Source organism: Subtercola endophyticus, from assembly GCF_021044565.1.
Taxonomy (GTDB): Bacteria; Actinomycetota; Actinomycetes; order Actinomycetales; family Microbacteriaceae; genus Subtercola; species Subtercola endophyticus.
Genome location: NZ_CP087997.1, coordinates 312,811 through 331,774, shown reverse-complemented (window position 1 = coordinate 331,774; position 18,964 = coordinate 312,811). Strand labels below are relative to the sequence as shown.

Here is an 18,964-nt window from a genome sequence, read left to right as displayed (position 1 = left end):
GATCGGTGACAACAGTGGCGCGGTGAGCCCGATGATGAGAGCGGCATCCACGTGCCGCCCCTGTCGGTAAGCCCGCCTGGCCAGCAGAAGAGCGATCAGGCCGGCGATCAGAACGAGCGGGATGGCGATCGCCTGAGCACCTGGTGCGGCGGCGGCAAGGATGCCTTGCAGGGAGTTGTTTCCGTAGCTGGCGAATCCGCTGCCGCTGAAGTCGACTCGGGAGTTCAGCGTCCACAGCACATCGGTCCAGAACTCGACGCTGATCTTCGGCGCGAATGCGAACGCAATCAGTGTTGCGCCGGCGCCGCCGACCGCCGACCAGAGGGCCGCTTTCCACTGCCGGGTGACGAGAAAGTAGAGCACGAACAGAGCTGGGGTGAGCTTGATGGCCGCTGCGACTCCGACGAGAAGCCCGCGCGGAACGACGCGGGAGAAACGCCCAGCGTCGGTGCGCAAGACGTCGATCAGCACGAGGGCCATCAGGGCCAGATTGATCTGGCCGAACGAGATGTGTTGCGTGACCATCGTGGTTGCGGAGAGCAGCAGAGTGAGTCCGACCACGGTCAGGGTGCGCCGTCGAATCCCGTGCGGAGTGAACCGGTTAGCCGCCCAAGCGACGACGGCGACGCTCAACAGCGACCACAGGAGATAAGCGGTTCGCGGGTCGAAAAGCACGGTCGGTGTGAGCACGATGGCGGCGAACGGTGTGTAGGTGAAGGGCATCCCGCCGACGGGCATCATCGGCCCGAAGAGGTTGCCGGCATAGAGGTCTGCGCCGTTCAGCACCGCCTCGGCCCCATACCGGTAGACGAGAAAGTCGACCGGGTTCACTCGGGTCACCCACGTGACAATGACCCAGACGACGAAAACGACGGCTGAAGCCAGAGCCGCGGGATGTCGCAGGCGGGCAATGAGGTGTCGAAAAGTTTGCACGAGTCGATGTTCTGCCGTGCTCTGGCCTCCGCACTGACCGCCGCTGACGAAAATGTCAGGCCGCATCAGTTTCGGTTGAGGAGCGCCCGTCATACTCGAAGCATGCGAGTGCTCGTGGTAGAAGACGAAGCCGATCTCGCCGCGGCCCTCAAAGTGGGTCTGGGCGCAGAGGGTTACACGGTCGACGTGTGCCGCGACGGCTTGGCTGCGGTGCAGTTCGCTCTCGATGGCGAGTACGCGGCGATCATTCTCGACCTGATGATTCCGCATCAGAGCGGATACTCGGTCATCAGCCAGCTGCGTACCCTCGGCCTCGATACCCCTATTCTCGTTCTGACCGCAAAGTCGGGGGTGCTCGACCAGACAGAGGCGCTGGATACCGGAGCCGACGACTACTTGACGAAGCCGTTCCTCTTTCCGGTGCTCCTGGCGCGTCTCCGAGCACTCGTGCGCCGAGCGTCACCCGCCTCGTCGACAAGAGAGGTCGGCGATCTCGTGATCGATCCGGTGAATCGCACGTGCCTGCGCGGAGACACCCCGATCAGCCTCACCCCGCTGGAGTTCGGCATCGTCGAGATCCTGGCCCGCACCCCCCACGAACCCGTGAGCAAGAGCCGCCTTCTCGCCCTGCTCTGGCCCGCACAAGAACCGGATCCGAACGTGCTCGAGGCCCGCATCCTGTCGCTGCGCCGCAAGATCGACACCCCGTTCGGGCGGCACTCGCTCGACACGGTGCGCGGGCACGGATACCGTCTCATCGCCGACCGGCCCGCACGTGATTGAGCGCCCTCCCGCTACCCGCAGGTTCACTCGGGGTCGCACCCGGATTCGAATCACCGCGGTCGCCACCCTCGTCGCGGCCGCGATCTTGGTTCCCGCCGGCCTGCTCGGCTACACCGCGGTCGCGGGCGCTCAGCAGGCCGCGGTGCAAGCGACCGCCCTCGCCCAGGCGCAGAGCATGACGGGGCTGCTCAGCGACGCGACTCTGCCCGCGAACTACCAAGGCGATCTGCCGTACGAAGTCTCGACCCAAGACGGCCGCATCCTCGCCACGAGCGGGGATCTCACCGAGTTCCAGACCCAGGGCCCGATCGCGGCCGAGAGCTGGGACCCGCTGATCGCCAGCGGCGACGGATTCCTCTACCGCGAGACAACTCTGCAACTCCGCACGCACGGTTCATCGTCGAACCGTCTCGACGGTCTGACTCTTCACACGATAGACGCGTACACCGACATCGGCGCTCCCGAAGCCGCCCTGGCCGGCCTGCCAGACAAAACGACCGTGCGGGTGATCGTCGTCATGACTCCCATCGACACGAACAGCCTGCTCCGGGACACCCAGACCCTGATCACCATCGCCGTTCCCGCAGCCGTCGTCGTGCTCGCGATCGCCGTGTGGTTCAGCGTCGGCTCCGCGTTGCAGCCGATCGCCCGAATGAGCAGGCGCGTGAATACCATCACCAGCGCGCGCCTCGGCGAGAGCATCCCGGTGCCCCGAACGGCCGACGAAGTACAAGAATTGGCCATCACCCTCAACTCGCTCCTCAGCAGGCTCGACCGCAGCGACGCCCTGCAGCGCGGCTTCCTCGACGACGCCGCCCACGAACTGCGCAGCCCGATCACCTCGCTCCTCACCACACTTGAGGTCGCCGAGCGATACCCCGACGCGGTCGACTGGTTTGACACGCTCGCGGCCGCGATCCGCCAGGCGCGCCGACTACAGCTGCTCAGTGACGATCTCCTGCTTCTCACCAGCCTCGAAAGCGAACAGTCAGCCGATCTCGCCCCCGTCGACTTCGGGCAGCTCATCGGCGCGGTCGCAGACCAGTCGGTCTTCAGCCATACGATCGCGCGCGACATCCGTGCGGGCATCACGGTTCGGGGTCGCGAACGCGATCTGGAGCGACTGGTCAGCAATCTTCTCGACAACGCCGATCGCCACGCCGCGACTCGCATCGACATCACCCTCGCTCGACTCGGCGACGGATCGACCGCCCGACTGACCGTGCGCAACGACGGCCCGCCCCTTCCTGCCGGGTCAGAAGAGCGCATCTTCGACCGGCTCGTGCGCCTCGATTCGGCCCGCGACAGCACTGCCGGAGGAACAGGACTCGGACTCGCCATCGCCCGGCAGATCGCTCACAACCACCACGCCCACCTCAGCGCGGTACCCCGAGACGACGGCGCCGAGTTCCGCCTCGACATCCCGACCGGCCCGCCTGAGGCGACCCCGTGATCAGCTAACTGCGAGTTCGTTTCGTTCGGTATGCCGCTTCGGGATGCCGCTTCTGTATGCCGCTTCTGGCAGACCATCACAAAGCACGACGGTACGCTTCACGCTCAGATCGCGGGGTCGTCCATGAACTGCCGCAGCTCCTGCACCGTGCGGCAGCCGACCGTCGTCTTGCGCGCCCACTCGAGGGCCTCTTCCCGAGTGTCGACGTCGATGATCGTCATGCCGCCGTTGAGTTCGCGGCTCTGCGAGTAGGTCTGCTGGGTGACCGTTCCGTCGGCGGCAACCTGCACCGCCGCGACATCCTCATCGATGCCGCCGCCGAACCGGTAGACGCCCGCGAGCTTCATTTCGGCGATGACGGCGTGAGAATCGCGTTCCGCTGCTGCGAATTCCGATGCGTCGAGCTGCATCGCTGCGCTCGGAAAGGAGATCAGATAGAAGGTCACGTCGGCATCCTCTCGTCGATCCCCTCATCTTGCCACCGGGATTCCTGGGCCGAAAGACTCGAACGGGATGCGATGATCTCTGTGTGAGTGAGAGCAGCAAACCGAGCGGACCAGACGCCACGACAGTCGAACTGGTGGGCGGCGCGGAGGCAGTCGAGGTGGGGCTGCACAGCTACGACGATCGGTGGGCAGCCATCTACGCAGACCATCGACGGCGGATCGGGGATGCTCTCGCCGCGGTTCACGTCGACATCGAACACATCGGATCCACTTCAGTGCCCGGGCTCGCAGCTAAGCCGATCATCGACATCGTGGTCATCATCGACGACATCACGGCCGAAGAGGATTACCTCGATGCCCTGCTTGCAGCCGGATACGAGCTGCGCGTTCGCGAGCCGGGCCACCGCCTCGTGCGCACGGCGGCACGCGACGTGCATGTTCACCTGCTCGAACGCGGTGATCCTGCCATAGACGAGTACATTCTGCTCCGCGATCATTTGCGCTCGAACGCAGACGACCGCGCCCTGTACGAGAGCACCAAGAGGCGTTTGCTGAACAAGCAGTGGCGCGACATGAACGATTACGCCGACGCCAAGACCGAGGTCATCGATGCCATCAAGGCACGAGCGCGGGCGGCTCGCGGGGCCTGAGCCATCACCTCGACGCTGTTACTTCTTGGTCGGCGGGGCGTTGTCGGGTGCAACCACGGCGCCGATTGCGCGAAAAAGAGAATCGCTGGAGTTCGGGTAGGTTCCATCGGCGGCGAACGCCCCGGGCGCAAACGTGACCGCGACGGCGATCGAGACCTTCTCCGAGGGGAGGTAGGCCTCGGTTGCGCTGTATCCGCTCAGCAACGGGTTCTGCAGAATCCACGGCCCCGAACGCACCACCCCGAGCCCGTAGTTGTAGAGGTTGCTCAGCGTGAAGCACGCGCCGGCGCACACCGGCAGTTTCTGCCCGAATCCGATCAGATTCGCATCGGTCATCGCGTGATAACTGGCGTCGCTCAGCAGACTGCCCGTGCCGATAGCCGCAGCAGTGGTCGTCATGTCCCGGATGTCCGTGGTCTCGGCCGCGCCGATAGGAGTTCCCCACACGGGGTTCCAGTTCGTGGATTCTTCGTAGAAACCGGTATCCGCGGGAATCCCGAGCGCCACACGCCGCTCGGAACTGAACGCGTGCAGCACGGGCTCGGGAATGTAGCCGGTGTCATATGCGGCAGTCTGGGTGAGCCCCATCGGGCCGAGAACCTTGTTCTGCAGCAGAACGTCGAGCGGCTGGCCGCCGATCTTCGAGAGAATGTCTCCCAGAATCATGAAATTGGTGTGAGAGTAGCTCCAGTTGGTGCCCGGCGCGAACTCCATCGGACGGTCGAACGCATAGTCGAGGCGCGATTGGTAGCTGAAGACTTGGAACGGATTCGCGTTGTACGAGGCAGTCCAGTTCACATCGCTTTCGAAGTCTGGATAACCCGTCGTCTGATTGGCCAGCATCTTCAGAGTGACCGTGTTCGACTCGGGCAGTTCGGGGCTCCACTTGTCGATCGTGTCATCCAGGCTCACCGTGCCAGCGTCGACGTACTCCATCAGAAGCGTGCTGATGTAGGCAAATGCCACTGCACCGTTCCTGAAGTGCATGTCGGTCGTCGCGGGCATACCGGTCATCGAGTTTCCGAAAGCCTGCTCCGTGACGACATCGTCACCCTTCGTCACCCGAACGATGACAGCTTGAAGGCTGGACGTCTGCATCGCATCCTGAACGACGGCGGCGATTTCGCTCGCCTCCGATGTGTAGTCGGCCGGCGTTGCCGCGGTCGAACGGTTCTGGTTCACCGCCCAGCCCACCGTCGCGGCGACGACAAGAATGAGCGCGATGGCGGCAGAGACGATGACGGTAAAGCGCCCGGAAGACCGGCTGCGAGTGTTCATTCGGGTATTTCGCTCTCAACAATTCAGCGTGCCCCACGGCAAACTGCGACCAACATTAGTCTCGCCTTGCGCTCGTTCCTATATCCTTCTCGAGGCCTGTGCCCCTCTGTCGGGCCGAGCACACAAATCGAATGGGAGCGGGATGAGTGACAAGCAGTTCTTCGAGTCGGATGGTCTCACGATCGCATTCGCCGTCGAAGGGGCCGGTCCTGCGCTTGCCCTCGTGATCGATGAGGGCTCCGACCTCGACGCTCTAGCGACGCTCTCGCACTTGGTGTCGTCGGCGGACTTCCGCGTTGTGAGAATCCAGGCGAGCCGAGCGGAGGATGTTCTTGCCGTACTCGACCATCTCGACATCGCCCATGCGTGGATCGGCGGCCACGGCAGCGGCGGAATCATCGCGCGCATTGCCGCGATCGAGCACCACGAACGCGTGAACGGAGTGTTGCTGCTCGGAGTGGAACCCTACGCGTCACCGTCGGCAGCCGGCATCCCGGTGCTGGTCGTTCAAGCGAGCGACGACGAAACCACTCCCCCGGCAAATGGCGAAGCCCTGCGGGACGCCACTCCGGGTCTCGTCAGCGTGGTCACCATCGAAGGCGGGGGTCACCGTTTTCCAGAGACGCGTGCCGGGGAGACCGCCTGGGCGATCGAAGACTACCTCGACTGGGACTAGCTCGCGGCACTTTCGCGGCGAGAGCACGTCGGCAGCACGTCAGGCGACTCGTTGCGCGAAACGTCGAACCCCGTGCATCCGAAACCCCGTGCATTACGAAACCTGTCAGACTGAATGCACTGTGGCAAGGAGGCCGACATGTGTCGCTGGCTCGGATATATCGGCGCTCCCATCGAGCCGCGCGAACTGCTCTACGACACCGAACGATCGCTGATCGAGCAAAGCCGAAGGCACTCGGCCGCCGTGGGCCTTCCGAACGGTGACGGCACCGGATTGGGCTGGTACGGCCACAGTACGGAGCCGGCGCTCTTTCGCAGCGAAGCACCTGCGTGGGGCGATGCGAACCTGCGGGAACTGGCATCTGAGGTCTCGACCGGACTGTTTCTCGCCCACGTGCGCGCGGCCACCGGAACGCCCGTGCAAGAGACCAACTGCCACCCGTTTCGCTACGGCACATGGCTCTTCGTGCACAACGGATACATCGCAGACTTCGCCCGCATTCGGCGCGAGCTGCTCATGGCAGTCGATCCGAGCCTGTTCAGCAGCATTCAGGGATCAACGGACTCAGAACTGATGTTCCACCTCGCGCTGACCTTCGGTTTAGAAAGCGACCCGATCGGCGGATTAGAGCGCATGGCGGGCTTCGTCGAGGCGACCGCCGAAGCAGCCGGAATCGATTCACCACTGCAAATGACGATCGGTCTGGCCGACGGCGAAAAGCTGTACGCGGCCCGCTACTCCAGCGGCCCCGTGACGAACACACTCTTCGTCAGCGAAGACGCTCACTCGGTTCAAATGCTCTACCCCGAACGCGAACGACTCACGCACCTTTCCGAAACAGCCAGAGTGGTCGTCTCCGAACCCCTCGTCGACCTTCCCGGAATGTGGCGCGAAGTGCCGGCCGGTAGTGCTCTGGTCATCGGGGATGAGCTCGCCCAATTCGCCTTTGCTCCCAGCAGGGCCTGGTAACGCTGGGGGCGCTCCGAAAACCTCGCAGGGCGCGCCGAATCTGCCTTCGAATCGATTCCGAACGCAACGAACGGATCTGACTAGATTGGTTAGAGATTCACCGACGAGCCGGCAATCACGAGTCGAGTTGGTAGGTGCTTACCTCGAGATTCCTAGAAACTGAAGGGCCTGATGCGCAAACGCGTGACAAGCATTGTTCGAGCAGCCGACTCGGACGACGGGCGTCTGGCACTCCCCCGCCGGCGGCATCACCGGTGACATACCGGTCGTCGCGACAAACGAGTGGTGTGCGTCTGACTGGTGAACTGGTCTGTAGGAACCTCGACGAAGTGCGCCTGGTAGCGGAGTATCTCCCGGCGCATATCCGTCTGACAAGGGCCGAGCCGGGCTGTCTCGCGTTCAACGTTACGCCGACGACTAACCCATTGATCTGGCGAGTCGAAGAGCACTTCGAGGATGAAACGGTATTCAGGACCCATCAGGAAAGGGGCGCGAGTAGCGAGTGGGGACAGATGACAGCGGAGATCGAGCGTCGGTACTCGATCACGGGACTGTCTCAATAAGGGCCCCTCGGTGAAGCTTGACGGAGGACGGCTCGTCGGATGCTCACCTTGGCCGACGGCGGACAGTGATTCCATCTGCGTGGAGTGCGGTCTTCCCTGATTTCCACATTGGATAAGTTGATCACGTGAGTAGCCCCAACAATGCTGGCCGCAGAGTGACGCGGAGGCGAAGAGCATTTTGGGCCTTCTCGGCGTATCTGGAACGCCGAATCACGTGGGGTCAAAAGCATTATGTCCTCGCCTTTCTGGGTCTGCTGGCCTTTATGACGGTCATTTATGTCGGTGGAACAATCGTTTTCGATCTTTCGGGCGGACCCGCACAGGTGGACAAAACATTCGTGGCTGAAGTTCGGGCGACGGCGTCCGACGAGATCGGAACCCGGACCGACGAGGCGCTCATACTTATGGGTCACCAGGCATGCGGATTGCTCGTCTCGGGACGAGCCACTCAGTCAGATCTTGCGGACAGACTTACCGCAGAAGGAGTCGGCAGTAATCTTGCAACCGCTGTGGTGACGTCGGCCGCACGTGAGTATTGCCCTAATGGGTTGCGCGGGAGATGAAGAGCAAGCCAATCGCACAACAACGAGGCTGCTGCAGTCGGTGAATAGGCTGCGCGCGGATTCGGAGCCCCTAGCGAGCTGCAATCACGGCGCTTCGATGGCCTGACGCACCACGGTCTGGCGAAATGTGACTCCGTCAGTCGCCACGTGCGATTGATATTCTGCGACGTGTGAACATATCTGACCTCGTCACGAAGGAGCTTCATCCGGGCGAGATCGTCCGATGGACGGGAAGCGGTGACCCCGGCGTCTTGTTCACCCGGGCAGATTTCTTGCTTGTCCCCTTCAGCCTTCTCTGGGGTGGTTTCGCGATCTTCTGGGAGACTCAAGCTGTCACGGAAAACAGCGGCCCCCTCTTCCTCGTCTTCGGCGGAGCGTTCGTGCTGGTCGGGCTGTACTTGATCGTCGGCCGGTTCTTCACAAAGGCCTATCGAAAACGAACCACGGCCTACGCCGTCACCGACCGTCGTGCTTTCTTGACCGACGGGAGACGAGTCGTCGAAACGGGCTTGGCGGTTGCAGATCGCACGACGACGTGGGCTCAAGACCGGCGGCACGTGTCGGTGGTCTGGAACAACAACAGGCAAGGCACCAGAAATTTCTTCAACTCGCGGCGAGCACCCTGGCCTGGAAATACCGGAACAGATGGAATCGGAAGCCCCATGTTGATGGCCTTTTACGACGTTCAAGATGGCGACGCACTGCTAGCCGCCCTCAACGAGAGCCAACGAACGGAACGGCGCTAGCCCGCCTGGCTTGCCCCTGGCACCCCTTCAGGACGAGGGTCCCCTCCCGCGCTAAGTGTCAATTGCCGCTCGTCGTAAAGAGCAGGTAACGAGTGCTTCTTGGGCTGCATCCTCGTGATGCTCGTGCTGTACGTCGGCGTCTTCGTGCACGCTGCCGCATCCAGTCCCGGCTTGTGGGCATCCCGATGAGGTCTGCTTAGACTTGGTGGCATGCCCGTCGAAGTGAGTCGCGCCGCATACTCCGGCAGGGCGGCGGAGTACATCGACCTATTGGGCTCGATGAGTTCGGTTCATCCATCGGATCTGCAGATCGTGTCTACGTGGGCGAGCGACGTGCATGGCGACATCATCGATGCGGGTTGCGGCCCGGGTCATTGGACGAACTTCCTTATGCAGCAGGGCCTGATCGCTCGGGGCATCGATCACGTGCCTGAATTCATCGCTCATGCCACAAACGCATTCCCTAGCGCTGATTTCGCACCGGAGAATCTGGATTCAATCAATGCTGGCACCAATTCGGTCGGTGGGGTTCTGGCGTGGTACTCACTCATTCATTACGCGCCCGACGAAATCCAGGTTCCCCTGCACGAGTTCAGCCGCGTGCTCAAACCTGGAGGCACACTGCTGGTCGGGTTCTTCGAGGGACCGGCGGTCGAGAAGTTCGAACACGCGGTCACACCGGCTTACCGGTGGCCCGTGGACGCGATCAGTGCCGAGCTGGGCCGCGCTGGCTTCGACGTTGTCGAATCGCATGTGCGGAAAACTGCGGGCCAGCGCCCTCAAGCCGCGATCAGCGCTCGACGCAGGGATCCCCGCTGAGCAGGGATCCGACAAGGTACGTCTCGATCAGCCCCGACGGTAACAGGATCGCTTACCTGACCTACCCGACCTGCGCCGCCCAGCCCCCGTGCACGGGCTTGCGCGATAGCGTTCCTTCCGAACATGCTGATCGTCCGTTCAGCGGGAGTATTCGAAGGTGAAGAGTACCGGGCGGTGGTCTGATGCTCCTCGGGGCAGCACCTCGGCGTGGCTGACATCAAGGCCGGAGATGGTGGCGAGGTCGAACTTACCTCGCACGAGGCTCCGGTTTTTGTGGAAGGTGCTGGTGGCTGTGCGAGCTACCGTGAAGCCGCGACGTTTGAGGTGGCGACGGAGCATGCTGAGCAAAATGGGATGGTTGTAGTCGCCGGCCATCACCGTCGGCAGGCCCGGCCCCAGCCTCCGAAGAGCTTCGTGGGCGTCGTCGACCTGGAGGCGTCGGAATGAATTGGAGTCGGTGAACGGTGTGCCGTGGAACGACCCCAGAACCAAGCGCCGGCCCGTCTGTCTGTCATGCACTCGCGCTGTGACCAGTCGGTGATCGGTTCCGCCGACGAGTCGGTCATGCCGCGACATCGACAGCTTGACCTTGGCTGCCGCCTCGACAACGAAGCGGTCGGAGCGAACGTAGAGCGCCACTGCCAGACGGTTGCCGGTCGTACCGGATGCCAGCGTCAGGTCGCCGAGCCGGGTCGGCAGGCTCGATGAGTAAGCTTCCTGAACGCAGAGCACATCGGGCGCGTAGGTCGTGATGAGCGACCCCAGCTCGCGCTGGGCGCGACCATGCCACAAGTTGTAGCTGAGCACTTTCAGCACAGCGGATCTCCTGCCCCTCCTGGCCCTGGTGGTACGCGTGGATTCGCTCGCACGCGTCGGGTTGTTCCGAGCGTACGATACGGCAATGTTCGAGGCACGCCGAGTCGACTTCTCCAAATGTGGATGAGCGGGAACGTTTGCGTCGATTACGGGTAACACGCTTTGGCTAAAGCTCAGCCTGACGTTTCAGAAGGCGACGGCGAGCCTATCGGTCTCTCACCGCGCGGAGGGACTTTTCGTAGAGCGCGGCGAGGTCTGTGATTCCGTTGCCTCGTGTCCAGATTTCTCCGGCCACGTCTAGGCATGCGATCGCTGTCGCGACGATCGCATCTGCGGCGGGGTCTTGCGGATCGTCCGCCTCGGTGCCGAGCCGGAGACGGATGTTGGGTACCAGTAGCGATTGCCACTGCAGATGCTTTTCGATCCTGCGCGATCGAAGCGACGGAGTGTTGTACATCATCTTGGAGATCTTGAGCGTGGCACCTGGATCTACTTCAAGGGCGCCGACGGCATTCATGGCGTCGCTGAGAGCATCCCATGGTCCGACGGTGAGCGGCACGGCTTCCAAGGCGTCTCGAACGAGAGCGCCTTGGTTCGCCAAATCACCGAGCACGATGTCTTCCTTCGTGCCGAAATATCGAAAGAACGACCGGCGCGAAATTCCCGCGGTCGACGCTATCTCGTCGATGGTTGTCTGTTCGAAACCGTTCTCGAGAAACAATCGCATTGCAACGCTCGTGATCTCGGCGAACGCAGCTTGCCGCGATCGGGCCCACAACGACGATTCGGTACTCATGACGCCATCCTACCCTCGATGCCTCATTGACACTCGGTGTCAGTGCGGCGTACAGTGTCAAATTACAACCCGCGTATTGGAGCCACATGTCTCTCAACGACTTCCACGAGCACACCGTTCTCATCACGGGCGCCAGTTCAGGCATCGGCGCCTCGTTCGCCCTGGCACTCGCGAAACGTGGAGCGAACCTCATCCTGGTCGCCCGACGACTCGATCGGCTGCAGCAACTGTCAGCCGAGCTCCATGAGGCGTACGGCATCAACGCGACGCCGATCGCGCAAGATCTTGCGTCCCCGACAGCCGCCGCCGATCTCGTGAGATCCATCACCGCCGCAGGCCTCACTGCGACGTCTCTGATCAACAACGCCGGTTTTGCAACCTTCGGGTCATTCACGACAGAAGACCCCGACCGACTGACTCAGGAACTGACAGTCGACGTGCTGACACCTGTGCGGCTGACTTCCGCATTCCTGCCCGGCTTCATCGCTGCCGGTTCCGGGTTTCTGATCAACGTCGCCAGCATGGCGGCCTACACGCCGACGCCTCGAATGGCCGTCTATGGCGCGGCGAAGGCATTCATCCTGAGCTTCACAGAATCATTGTGGGCTGAAACTCGCGGAACCGGAGTCACCGTATTCGCCCTCTCACCCGGTGCAACGAGCTCCGAATTCAACGCCGTCGTCGGCACCGACGACGCGACCGCAGGCGCAAAAATGCGCTCGCCAGACCAGGTCGTCGCAACCGCACTCAGCCATCTCGCGAAGCGCAACCCTGGACCCAGCGTGATCGACGGCGGAACCAACAGAATCACCGCACCGCTACTGGCCTTCATCCCGCGACGATCCACAGCCACCATCATGCACCGGATGACCGACCCAGCACGCCGCGCTACCTCATCCGCGTCCCACTGAATGCCTCGCGTCACGCCCATCTCGACGCGTTCGAGCAGTGGATCGACGCGCTCACCGCATTCATCGTCGCGAAAGAAGCCGCGGGGCGGGGATGCCGAGCCGGTGCGCTTCACGTAGCGTGTCATCGATGACGGCCACCGCCTCCGCGGCGTGCGGATCGGTGTGTGCTTCGAGGCTCCGCCGGGCGATCGGGATGAGCATGCTCGCCCACCCGAACACCGCTGCGACCAGCCGGGGCCGCCGATACGGCAGCATCGCGGCGCGGTGCCGGCGGAGGTCGACACCCCGGGCCTCGAGAACCGGCAGCAGCTCGCGAGTGGTCACGAACGCTTCGCGCAGCGCTCGGGGGTCTCCGATCATCTTCGCCAGTGAACCGCTCCGCATCGCTTGGGCGAACATGCCGGCGTCGGCGATGAAGTGCAGCCACAGCCATCCACGCATATCCTCCTCCTGCCGAACGGCGAGACCTGCGTGCCGGAACGCCATGATCACCGCCTGTTCCCGCTGCGTCAGCGAGGCGGCCGTCATGCCGATGATCACCGATGGCAACAGCGCGCCCGACAACACGCCGTCTTGCCGGAAACCGCCGCCCGCTTGCGGAAACCCGAACACAAGTTGATCGGCCGGGAGCGGCGCGACTGCGGCGAGCGGTTCTTGCCAGAGATTGCCGAACACCAGTATCGTCGCGGTGCCCACCCGGGGAGCGAGAAACCGGGCGGCCTCCGCGAGCCGATGGTGCCCGACGCTGAGCACGATCACATCGAAGCCGTCGCCTGCGTCGATGGATTCTCGCAACGGGGTTCGGAACGACTCCCGAACCCGTCGGCCGACCGGCTTGCGGCGCCCGTCGATCCAATCCAGCTGCACCGCATCCCCATACTCCGCAGCGCGACCCGGTCGCACGTAGAACTCGACGTCGTGCCCAGCCGCGTGAAGAACACGACCATAGATCGTCGCGATCACTCCGCGACCGAACATCAGAATACGCATGTGTTGCTCCTTCGCTAAGATGGAGCCTGTCTCCATTTACGAGAATATGGAGACAATCTCCAATTGTCAACGAGAGGTCTCATCGTGGCCGCGATACGAGCGCAGCGAGCGGATGCGCGCCGCAACCGGGATGCGATTGTGGAGGCCGCCCGGAACGTGTTCGATCAGAACGAGCACATACGCTTCGATGATTTCGCGGCGCGTGCCGGCGTGGGAGTCGGAACGCTCTATCGCAACTTCCCCACACGAGAGGAATTGGCTGCGGCGGTATACGAAGAAGAGGTAGCCGCGCTCTGCGATCAGGCTCGCGACCCGGCTCGGTCTGCTGGTGAGAACCTCGATGCGTTTCTGCGCGGTTTCGTGGAGTACGTGGTCGCGCACATCGGGCTCGCGCGCACGCTCGCAGCCGTCGTAGACCCGGCCGCGCAGGCCGAAGGCGGAATCGAACTCGAGCGCACTGTCGCCGACCTCCTGACCCGTGCGGCCAGCGACGGCGCCATCCGAAACGACGTGGCTGTCGGGGCGGTAATGATCGTGCTGCACGGCATCGGATCCGCAACCGACCGGCCACTCTGGGAACAGGAATCGCGTGCGGCTGTCGAACTACTTCTCGCCGGCCTCAGAAAAGCGCCATCATGACGGCGACTGACCCTGAGATGCGGCGATAGCCGCGGATCCCGATCTCTACAAGGGGTCTACAAGGGGTGTGGGGCCGGCGGCGGGACTTGAACCCGCAACCCCCGCTTTACAAGAGCGGTGCGCTACCAATTGCGCCACGCCGGCACGTCGAACAACACCCCATTCTAGACACGGTCGAGCGGATGCCCGTGCACGGCAGCATCGCCCGCGCACACGCCAGCGCCCGCTAGCACCACGCCAACGCCCGCTACCGCCGCGGCAGCGACACCGACTCGGTGCCACCGCGCTGCGACGCGCGGAACGCGAGCCACACGAGCATCGGGCTGGTGCGCCCGTGCCGGTAGACGCGATGCGGCACGCGGTCGTCGGGCGCAGTCGGCTGCCGAAAACCCGCCGCGGCGCAGATGCTGGGCAGCAGAGCATCCGCCGCCCGGGCGTAGCCCGCCGACGAAGGGTGCAGGTGGTCTTCGGCGAACATGGTGCGCGGGTCAGAGCGGAACACCGCCCCGACCGTATCGGCGAGCGACACAGCTCGACCGCCGGCGCGCAGCACGACGATGGTCTGCGCCGTGGCGAGCACCCGGCTGAGCCAGTGCGCCACGAACCGCAGCGGCGGCACGAACGGACGCACGGTTCCCATGTCGGGGCAGGTCGCAACGACGACGCGGCAGCCCAGCCCTCGCAGGCGACGCACCGCCTGCCCGAGATACCAGACCGAATCGGTGACGCTGTGCAGCCGCATCACCTCGTTGCCGCCGATCACGATGAGCGCTACACCGGGCTCGAGCCCTTCGTCGACGAGCAGGTCGATCTGCTGGTCGAGGTCGCGCGACTCTGCACCGATCACAGCGACGTTGCGCAATTTCACCGGGCGCGCCGATGCCTGCGACAGTCCGTTGGCCAGAAGCACCCCCACGCTCTGGTCGGGGTCGCCCGCACCGTAGCCGTAGGCAAGCGAATCGCCGAGCACGGCGAACGAGAGCGGATGCCCGCCCAAACCCTCACCGATGATGCCCGATCGCGACGGTTTCACCGTGAGTCGGGTTCTCGAGAGCCGGCGGTACGCGACGAACCCCTCTGCCACCGAGACCAGGCTCAGCACAACGGTGGTCGCGAGCATCCACGCGCCCGCCGTCGTGACGCCGTGCAGACCCGTTCGCAGAATCGAACGTCTAGCGGTGCTCTGCTGCGTCACGCTCGTCATGCGGTTGCATCGCCCCTCACCGGAGATAGTTGCTTAATACGAACTATTCTACCGCCGGCAGAGACCGCACTCCCCCGCCCGTGGCCCTGTTACGAGCTGGGCGTCGGGGTCGGCGTCGCGGTCGATTCTTGACCCGACACCTGCAGCACGAAGTTCGCGAACGCGTTGGCGTCGGTCAAGGAGCCCTGGTACTGCTGGCCGTTCACGAGCACGGTCGGTGTTCCGGTGACCTTCGACACGGTGGAGCCCGGCAACGGTTCTGTCGTCGCGCGGGTTGTCGCGTCTGCCACCCAGTTCTTGAAGTCGCCGTTCGTGATGCAGGCGTTGATCTGGTCGCTCGAGCTGACGCCCGCTTGCGTCGCGAACCCCTGCAACTGGGCATCTGTCAGCCCGGAGGTATTCTCTTGCGGCTGGTTGGCGAAGAGCAGCGAACTGAAGTCGAAGAAGTTGTTCGGCGAGTAGTTCGCGACGCACGCGGCAGCATTGGCCGCCCTGGTGGAGTACTTGGTACCGAGCGACGAACGGTCGAGCAGCGACAGCGGATGCACCTCATAGGTTGCCGCGCCCTGATTCACCCACTTGTCGATCTGGGTGAGGTTGGTGGTCTCGAACTGGCCGCAGTAGGGGCACATGTAGTCGATGTAGACGCGGATGTCGAGCACGCCCGCGGCGTTGGTAGCACTCGGCGTGGGCTGCTGACCGGCCGCCAGCGCCGGCGTGGTGACGGCGACGTTGTTGGTGCCGATCTTGATGCCGTCGCTGGCCATGTTGGCGGGGCCGGGGCCGGCCGTCTTCATGGAGCTCACCAGGATGAGCGCCACGCACACGATGATGGCGATGACCACCACGCCGATTCCGCTGAACAGAATGGCCCGGTTGCGCACGTCTTTCTTGTGCTGGGCCTCGCGAAGTGCCTTCGCCTTCTCGCGAGCGGCCTCCCGCCGCTGGTTCTTGTTCTGGCGGTCGTCTGCACTGCCGTTGGTCATGGTGGTACTCCGGGATTCGGGATGAAAGAAAGGGTTTGCCGGCGCCGAAACCGCTAGCGGGCATCCATAGATAGTAATGAATCTGTCTGGGAATGCGCCAGACGGCACCCGTGCCATACTGGGTGTGGGCCACCACCGTCGCTGGCTCGCTTATCCATCACAACGGATCGTCCGGCACGTACCTGCCGGTGAAGGAGTAGTACAACCATGGCATCAGTCACTTTCGACCATGCAACCCGGCTCTACCCGGGATCGACCCGCCCCGCGGTCGACCAGCTCAACCTCGAAACCGCCGACGGCGAGTTTCTGGTTCTCGTCGGCCCCTCGGGTTGTGGAAAGTCGACCTCGCTGCGTATGCTCGCGGGCCTCGAAGAGGTCAACTCGGGCCGCATTCTCATCGGCGACCGCGACGTCACCGACGTTCCGCCGAAAGACCGCGACATCGCGATGGTCTTTCAGAACTACGCGCTCTACCCGCACATGACGGTCGCCGAGAACATGGGCTTCGCGCTCAAGATCGCCGGCGTGAACAAAGAAGAGCGCGCCACCCGCGTGCTCGAGGCCGCCAAGCTGCTCGACCTCGAGCCCTACCTCGGCCGCAAGCCGAAGGCGCTCTCGGGTGGTCAGCGTCAGCGCGTCGCCATGGGCCGCGCCATCGTGCGCCAGCCCCAGGTCTTTCTCATGGACGAGCCGCTGTCGAACCTCGACGCCAAGCTGCGCGTTCAGACTCGCACCCAGATCGCGTCGCTCGTTCGTCGCTTGGGCGTCACCACGGTCTACGTCACGCACGACCAGACCGAGGCGCTCACCATGGGCGACCGTATCGCCGTACTGAAAGACGGCCTGCTGCAGCAGGTCGGCACCCCGCGCGACCTGTACGAGAAGCCCGAGAACGTGTTCGTCGCCGGCTTCATCGGCAGCCCGGCCATGAACCTGCTGGTCGCAGACGTGGTCGACGGCGGTGTGCAGTTCGGCACCTCGGTGATTCCGGTCGAGCGCGAGCTTCTCGCTTCTGTCAACGCCAAGACGGTCACCATCGGCGTTCGCCCCGAAGACATCGTGGTCGCTCAGACGTTCGGCGAGGGCCTGCCGGTCGACATCGACCTGATCGAAGAGCTCGGTGCCGACGGTTACCTCTACGGTCACTCCGACGTCAACGGCAAGCGCACCGACCTGGTGACGCGAGTCGATGGTCGTGTTCACCCGAACGCGGGCGAGAAGGTCTACCTCACCGCCAAGCCCGGCCACCTGCACCTCTTCGACAACGAGACCGGGCAGCGCGTCGGCAACAAGCCGGTCGTCGCCGCGTAGTCAACGACACCCCGTCGGGCCTGCCGAGTTCTGCTGCCACCGCAGCAGTGACCGTCAGGCCCGACGCATTTTCGGCACCACAACGTACCGCGCCATGCAGCATCGAAACCCACCGGAGCTGAGGAGCATCCCTTGACCGGCTCACTGAACATCACCGCAGCCACGGTCGACCCCGCGCTGCTCGACCTGCCCTGGCACCTGCCACTCGACGAGTGGCCGAACGAGAACATCGCCTCGCTGCCCAAGGGCATCTCACGCCACCTGGTGCGGTTCGCGCACCTCAGCGGCCACGTCGTCGCCATCAAAGAGACCACCGACGAGATGGCGAAGCGCGAATACGCCATGCTGCGCACCCTGCAGGGCCTCGATGTGCCGTGCGTCGACCCGCTCGCGGTCATCACGAACCGCACAGATACGAACGGCGACGACCTGAACTCGGTGCTGGTTACACGTCACCTCAAATTCTCGCTGCCCTACCGCGCCCTTTTCTCGCAGACCCTGCGCCCCGACACGGCGACACGGCTGGTGGATGCTCTGGCAGTACTCCTGGTGCGCCTGCACATCATCGGCTTCTTCTGGGGTGACGTCTCGCTCTCGAACACGCTGTTCCGGCGTGATGCCGGCGCCTTTGCGGCCTACCTCGTCGACGCCGAGACCGGCCAGCTCTACGACGGCGGTCTCTCGAACGGACAACGCGAGAACGACCTCGAGATCGCCCGGGTCAACATCGCCGGCGAGCTGATGGACCTCGAGGCCGGCGGCAAGGTCGCCGACGAACTCGACCCAATTCGCATCAGCGATGGAATCGTGGCGGCCTACCGGTCGCTCTGGAAAGAGCTCACCGGCTCGGAGTCGTTCGCCTCCTCCGAGCGATGGCGCATCAACGAGCGCGTCGATCGCCTGAACGACCTCGGCTTCGACATCGAAGAACTCGCGATCAAGACCGATGCGAACGGCAGCACGGTGCGCATTCAGCCGAAGGTGGTGGATGCCGGGCACCACCAGCGCCGCCTGTTGCGCCTCACCGGGCTCGACGCCGGTGAGAACCAGGCGAGGCGCCTGCTGAACGATCTCGACTCGTACACGCTGCGCTTCGGGCGTAAGGATTCTGACGAGGAGATGCTGGCGCACGAGTGGCTGGCGCGGGTTTTCGAGCCGGTCGTGCGAGCGATTCCCAAAGACCTCAAGGGCAAACTCGAGCCGGCCGAGGTGTTTCACCAGCTCCTCGAGCACCGCTGGTTCATGAGCCAACAGCAGAACCGCGACGTGCCGCTGTCGGAGGCGCTCAACTCCTACATCAACGACATTCTGCGGCACCGCCGCGACGAGGCGACCGTGGTCGGGCCGCCCACCGGCATGATCACGCTGCCCATCACCGTGCAGGCGGGCGCCGTCGCCGACGACGACTGGCGCCTCACCGTCTGACCCGCCG

Annotated in this window: 20 protein-coding genes, 1 tRNA gene and 1 pseudogene; 13 read left to right on the top strand and 9 right to left on the bottom strand. The window is 63.8% G+C overall.

Annotated features, from left to right (window positions below; genetic code table 11):
• Window positions 1-15: 15 nt before the first annotated feature.
• Window positions 16-723: pseudogene (locus LQ955_RS01735) on the bottom strand (glycosyltransferase family 87 protein); the annotation flags it as partial.
• Window positions 724-1,035: 312 nt separating this feature from the next.
• Between LQ955_RS01735 and LQ955_RS01730 the strand changes: the two are divergent.
• Both LQ955_RS01730 and LQ955_RS01725 read left to right on the top strand, forming a co-directional pair.
• The gene (locus LQ955_RS01730) at window positions 1,036-1,716 is read left to right on the top strand and encodes a response regulator transcription factor (RefSeq protein ID WP_231026526.1); all 681 of its coding nucleotides are present in this window, start codon (window positions 1,036-1,038) and stop codon (window positions 1,714-1,716) included.
• Window positions 1,709-3,169, top strand: coding sequence for an ATP-binding protein (locus LQ955_RS01725; RefSeq protein ID WP_231026525.1), 1,461 nt, complete (start codon window positions 1,709-1,711; stop codon window positions 3,167-3,169). The genes LQ955_RS01730 and LQ955_RS01725 overlap by 8 nt, the downstream gene beginning before the upstream one ends.
• A gap of 104 nt (window positions 3,170-3,273) precedes the next feature.
• On the opposite strand, the gene LQ955_RS01720 is transcribed toward LQ955_RS01725, so the two are convergent.
• Window positions 3,274-3,615, bottom strand: a complete 342-nt coding sequence (locus LQ955_RS01720) for a YciI family protein (RefSeq protein WP_231026524.1) — start codon at window positions 3,613-3,615, stop codon at window positions 3,274-3,276.
• 83 nt (window positions 3,616-3,698) lie between these two features.
• On the opposite strand from LQ955_RS01720, the gene LQ955_RS01715 reads away from it, so the two are divergent.
• Entirely contained in the window at window positions 3,699-4,265 is a 567-nt protein-coding gene (locus LQ955_RS01715) for a GrpB family protein (protein WP_231026523.1), read from the top strand.
• An 18-nt stretch (window positions 4,266-4,283) separates the two neighbouring features.
• Here the strand turns inward: LQ955_RS01715 and LQ955_RS01710 are convergent, their stop codons facing one another.
• Window positions 4,284-5,543 carry a serine hydrolase domain-containing protein gene (locus LQ955_RS01710; RefSeq protein ID WP_231026522.1) on the bottom strand — a complete coding sequence of 420 codons (1,260 nt, stop codon included), beginning with the start codon at window positions 5,541-5,543 and terminating at the stop codon, window positions 4,284-4,286.
• 142 nt (window positions 5,544-5,685) lie between these two features.
• On the opposite strand from LQ955_RS01710, the gene LQ955_RS01705 reads away from it, so the two are divergent.
• From LQ955_RS01705 to LQ955_RS01690, 6 genes are all read left to right on the top strand, one after another.
• A complete protein-coding gene (locus LQ955_RS01705; RefSeq protein ID WP_231026521.1) occupies window positions 5,686-6,219 on the top strand; it encodes an alpha/beta fold hydrolase in 534 nt (177 codons plus the stop codon).
• A gap of 138 nt (window positions 6,220-6,357) precedes the next feature.
• On the top strand, window positions 6,358-7,188 hold the full coding sequence (locus LQ955_RS01700) for a class II glutamine amidotransferase (RefSeq protein WP_231026520.1): 831 nt from the start codon (window positions 6,358-6,360) through the stop codon (window positions 7,186-7,188).
• Between the two features lie 134 nt (window positions 7,189-7,322).
• Window positions 7,323-7,751, top strand: coding sequence for a putative quinol monooxygenase (locus LQ955_RS20165; RefSeq protein ID WP_390623418.1), 429 nt, complete (start codon window positions 7,323-7,325; stop codon window positions 7,749-7,751).
• A gap of 263 nt (window positions 7,752-8,014) precedes the next feature.
• Complete coding sequence (locus LQ955_RS20160) at window positions 8,015-8,314, top strand: DUF732 domain-containing protein (RefSeq protein WP_390623504.1); 300 nt, start codon at window positions 8,015-8,017, stop codon at window positions 8,312-8,314.
• Between the two features lie 170 nt (window positions 8,315-8,484).
• Window positions 8,485-9,060: a hypothetical protein gene (locus tag LQ955_RS01695; protein WP_231026519.1), complete on the top strand. Its 576-nt coding sequence runs from the start codon at window positions 8,485-8,487 to the stop codon at window positions 9,058-9,060.
• Between the two features lie 210 nt (window positions 9,061-9,270).
• Window positions 9,271-9,879 (top strand): class I SAM-dependent methyltransferase, encoded by a 609-nt coding sequence (locus LQ955_RS01690; protein ID WP_231026518.1) that lies wholly within the window; start codon window positions 9,271-9,273, stop codon window positions 9,877-9,879.
• A 138-nt stretch (window positions 9,880-10,017) separates the two neighbouring features.
• Here LQ955_RS01690 and LQ955_RS01685 read toward each other — a convergent pair whose 3' ends face one another.
• Window positions 10,018-10,695 (bottom strand): endonuclease/exonuclease/phosphatase family protein, encoded by a 678-nt coding sequence (locus LQ955_RS01685; protein ID WP_231026517.1) that lies wholly within the window; start codon window positions 10,693-10,695, stop codon window positions 10,018-10,020.
• Window positions 10,696-10,900: 205 nt separating this feature from the next.
• Window positions 10,901-11,491: a TetR/AcrR family transcriptional regulator gene (locus LQ955_RS01680; RefSeq protein ID WP_231026516.1), complete on the bottom strand. Its 591-nt coding sequence runs from the start codon at window positions 11,489-11,491 to the stop codon at window positions 10,901-10,903.
• 86 nt (window positions 11,492-11,577) lie between these two features.
• Between LQ955_RS01680 and LQ955_RS01675 the strand changes: the two genes are divergently transcribed.
• On the top strand, window positions 11,578-12,402 hold the full coding sequence (locus tag LQ955_RS01675; RefSeq protein WP_231026515.1) for an SDR family NAD(P)-dependent oxidoreductase: 825 nt from the start codon (window positions 11,578-11,580) through the stop codon (window positions 12,400-12,402).
• A 60-nt stretch (window positions 12,403-12,462) separates the two neighbouring features.
• On the opposite strand, the gene LQ955_RS01670 is transcribed toward LQ955_RS01675, so the two are convergent.
• Window positions 12,463-13,428, bottom strand: coding sequence for a ketopantoate reductase family protein (locus LQ955_RS01670; RefSeq protein WP_231026514.1), 966 nt, complete (start codon window positions 13,426-13,428; stop codon window positions 12,463-12,465).
• 27 nt (window positions 13,429-13,455) lie between these two features.
• Here LQ955_RS01670 and LQ955_RS01665 point away from each other — a divergent pair, with 27 nt between their 5' ends.
• Window positions 13,456-14,031 (top strand): TetR/AcrR family transcriptional regulator, encoded by a 576-nt coding sequence (locus LQ955_RS01665; RefSeq protein ID WP_231026513.1) that lies wholly within the window; start codon window positions 13,456-13,458, stop codon window positions 14,029-14,031.
• A 68-nt stretch (window positions 14,032-14,099) separates the two neighbouring features.
• On the opposite strand, the gene LQ955_RS01660 is transcribed toward LQ955_RS01665, so the two are convergent.
• The 3 genes from LQ955_RS01660 to LQ955_RS01650 form a co-directional block, all read right to left on the bottom strand.
• Window positions 14,100-14,175 (bottom strand) — tRNA-Thr (locus LQ955_RS01660).
• A 103-nt stretch (window positions 14,176-14,278) separates the two neighbouring features.
• Entirely contained in the window at window positions 14,279-15,235 is a 957-nt protein-coding gene (locus LQ955_RS01655) for an SGNH/GDSL hydrolase family protein (RefSeq protein ID WP_231026512.1), read from the bottom strand.
• 89 nt (window positions 15,236-15,324) lie between these two features.
• Window positions 15,325-16,221 carry a DsbA family protein gene (locus LQ955_RS01650; protein WP_231026511.1) on the bottom strand — a complete coding sequence of 299 codons (897 nt, stop codon included), beginning with the start codon at window positions 16,219-16,221 and terminating at the stop codon, window positions 15,325-15,327.
• Window positions 16,222-16,428: 207 nt separating this feature from the next.
• Between LQ955_RS01650 and LQ955_RS01645 the strand changes: the two genes are divergently transcribed.
• Together LQ955_RS01645 and LQ955_RS01640 are read left to right on the top strand one after the other, a co-directional pair.
• Window positions 16,429-17,532, top strand: coding sequence for an ABC transporter ATP-binding protein (locus LQ955_RS01645; protein WP_231026510.1), 1,104 nt, complete (start codon window positions 16,429-16,431; stop codon window positions 17,530-17,532).
• A gap of 132 nt (window positions 17,533-17,664) precedes the next feature.
• Window positions 17,665-18,957, top strand: coding sequence for a DUF4032 domain-containing protein (locus LQ955_RS01640; RefSeq protein WP_231026509.1), 1,293 nt, complete (start codon window positions 17,665-17,667; stop codon window positions 18,955-18,957).
• Window positions 18,958-18,964 lie beyond the last annotated feature (7 nt).